Below are 2,595 nucleotides of genomic sequence, written 5' to 3'. Positions count from 1 at the left end.
TTGCGGTGATCCAACGGGAATCAAACTTTGTCAATCTGCAAAAATTTGCTGCTTAATTTTTAGATTTTTGCTTGCTTTTTGTCATAGAATATGTTGTGCAATCGTTTTTTTACGCTGTAGTAGGATTCACATGTAATTGTCCACCAACGGCTTTAAGAACTTTCATTATTGTTGCAAATTGTGGTTTAGCACCGTCTGATAAAGCTTTGTATAAACTCGGTCTACTAAGTCCTGTTTCTTCTGCAATTTTAGTCATTCCAATCGCTTTAGCAACAGTTCCAATTGCGACAATTATATCTGAGTCATTTCCTTCTTCCAGAACAGTATTAAGATATTCTGCAATCATTTCGTTATTGTCCAAGTAATCTGCAATGTCAAATTTTGTTGTATTCATTTTCATTATTTCTTTAATTTATTCCAAATTTGAAATGCTTTTTCAATGTCCTTTTGTTGAGTTGATTTATCTCCGCCAATTAGAAGAATAATTATTTTTCCGTCAGTTTCCTTGTAGTAAATTCTATAACCTTTTGCGTAATTAATCTTCAACTCATTAATTCCATTTCCAACCGGTTTAAAATCGCCGAAATGTTCGTCATTTTCTAATTTCTGAATTCGAAACAAAATTTTTGCTTTTGCTCTTAAATCATTCAATTTTCTAAACCATTTGTCAAACTCTTCTGTTTTTTCAATAAAGTACATATTAAAGTGTATTCATTTGGATACAAAACTAATCAAAATTATTGAATTTAAAAATTAATTTTTTTTGGGGACGGTCTTTTTAAAATGTTGCACAACGGAGCGCGGATTTCTGCAGGCGGGATAAAAATACGAAAACTTTCTACTTACTAAAATCTAAATTAATCGCTCAAATCTTCGATGAAAACTTCATACCCGCTTGTATAAATACCTTGTTAGCAGAAGTATTTTTAACTGGTCTTTATTTGATAAACGCTTACTTTCATATAAGGTTTTCGACTTTTAACGTCTGAAATTATGCTGTCAAATTTTTTCTTTAGATCTTCAATATCTATATCTTTATAAGGCTGTATTGTAGAACTATAAATTACAGATTCTTTTTTATCGTCAATTCCAACCAATTTTTCCTCTGACTGAATTCCATATTTTTCTTTTATATATTCTCTTAATTCTTTATAATCTTTTTCTGGACAAGAATTGAATTTTATATCGTATTGCAGAATGTTTTTCTCATTAAAATTTTTCAAAAGATATTCAGATTCTTTATACAATTTGATATTTGGTTTATTAAACATCTTCATAAAATCATCATAACTCATCTTTTTGTCTTTTAACATTGTCTTGTTTTTAGAACTTTGCAAATTTATTTCTTCATTAGGATGAAATATAAATAAAGTCATGAGTAATGAATCCGTTTTGGATAATTTGCTATTTTTTGAAGATTCAGAAATTGTGTGCAGGTATAAGCCATCATCTATTTTTTTCCATTCATAGGTTTGAGAATGAATTTGTATAGAAAAAAGAAATAAGATTAGAAAAGTTGTGAGTTTTGAGGATTTCATTTTGGTGCTATCTTTTTTTAATATTTCTGCTAACGGTTGGGTATTTCTGTTGGCGGGCTTTTTATAATAAGTCTTGGTAAATATAACTCATTGAAAAATTAGCGAAAATCTTCAAGATAGGAACTTCAGACCCGCTAATAGAAATACTTTGTTACCTGATGTCTTTTATCAACTCTTTGTTCACTATTTTTAGAATTTTTCCAGTCCCAATAAGATTTGAACCTTCATAGAATTTAAATCCTTTATCTTCTCTTAATTTTCCTTTAAAATACTCGGATGAGAGTAAAGTGATTTCGGCATTTATAATATCTCCAGGGAAAGCATATTCAGTTCCAATATAATTTTGTTGTCCGGAAGTTTTGTAGTCGTCGAAATTAAATACGATATGTGGTCTATAACCACTTTTTGCATATGTTTTTCGTCCACCTTCTTTTTCAGTTTTAAAAAATAATTGTGCAATAAAATCAGACGTTGAATTTTCCGTTTCAAATTTATTTGCACAAAAATAATCGTAAGCATGTCCTTCCAAATCTCCACAATCAGAAATAAGATTTATACTTTCATCATAAATCTTAAAAACCTCTTGTTTGGAATTACCAATGTTTGCAGAACCGTCTAAACCTAAAAGGATTTTATATAATGTGTCATCGAGAAGATTTGAGATAATACCTTTCAATTTTTCATTTTGAATTTCAGTTAAATTTAGGTCTTGAATTTAAGTTGAAACATTAGACTTATATTCACTTTCTGTGTCAAAACTAACTTTAAGAATGTCTAGTTTTTCAAGATAGAAATTTTTCACAAACTCTTCGGCTGTCATTTTTAATTCGGTTTTATTAAGATAGCAGGTAACGGTTGGGTATTTCTGTTGGCGGGGACTTTTTATATATAGTCTTGGTAAATATACCAAATTGAACAATTAGCGAAAATCTTTATGATATAAACATCCGACCCGCTAATAGAAATACCTTCTTTACTTTACATTCATAAAATTAATACCTTTAAATAAACAAGACAGAGGTGAACTATAAATACCGTTAGAGATTAGAAGTCTCAA

General features: G+C 29.2%; 4 protein-coding genes. All 4 read right to left on the bottom strand.

Going from position 1 to position 2,595, the window contains the following annotated elements; all coding sequences use genetic code 11:
- Nucleotides 1-109: 109 nt before the first annotated feature.
- Nucleotides 110-394 carry an addiction module antidote protein gene (locus ACZ9HT_RS16910; RefSeq protein WP_039350579.1) on the bottom strand — a complete coding sequence of 95 codons (285 nt, stop codon included), beginning with the start codon at nt 392-394 and terminating at the stop codon, nt 110-112.
- A 5-nt stretch (nt 395-399) separates the two neighbouring features.
- The gene (locus ACZ9HT_RS16905; protein WP_476041670.1) at nt 400-699 is read right to left on the bottom strand and encodes a type II toxin-antitoxin system RelE/ParE family toxin; all 300 of its coding nucleotides are present in this window, start codon (nt 697-699) and stop codon (nt 400-402) included.
- A 227-nt stretch (nt 700-926) separates the two neighbouring features.
- Nucleotides 927-1,538 (bottom strand): hypothetical protein, encoded by a 612-nt coding sequence (locus tag ACZ9HT_RS16900; RefSeq protein ID WP_476041669.1) that lies wholly within the window; start codon nt 1,536-1,538, stop codon nt 927-929.
- Nucleotides 1,539-1,689: 151 nt separating this feature from the next.
- The gene (locus tag ACZ9HT_RS16895) at nt 1,690-2,214 is read right to left on the bottom strand and encodes a hypothetical protein (RefSeq protein ID WP_476041668.1); all 525 of its coding nucleotides are present in this window, start codon (nt 2,212-2,214) and stop codon (nt 1,690-1,692) included.
- Between the last annotated feature and the right edge of the window lie 381 nt (nt 2,215-2,595).

Source organism: Chryseobacterium sp. UYP7, from assembly GCF_056279225.1.
The sequence above is the reverse complement of the archived record's forward strand: the minus strand, read 5'-3'. Positions and strand labels throughout refer to the sequence as shown.

Excerpts from the sequence above, each read along its gene's own strand:
- ACZ9HT_RS16905 (WP_476041670.1), bottom strand. The coding sequence starts at position 699 with ATGTACTTTATTGAAAAAACAGAAGAGTTTGACAAATGGTTTAGAAAA.
- ACZ9HT_RS16900 (WP_476041669.1), bottom strand. The coding sequence starts at position 1,538 with ATGAAATCCTCAAAACTCACAACTTTTCTAATCTTATTTCTTTTTTCT.
- ACZ9HT_RS16910 (WP_039350579.1), bottom strand. The coding sequence starts at position 394 with ATGAATACAACAAAATTTGACATTGCAGATTACTTGGACAATAACGAA.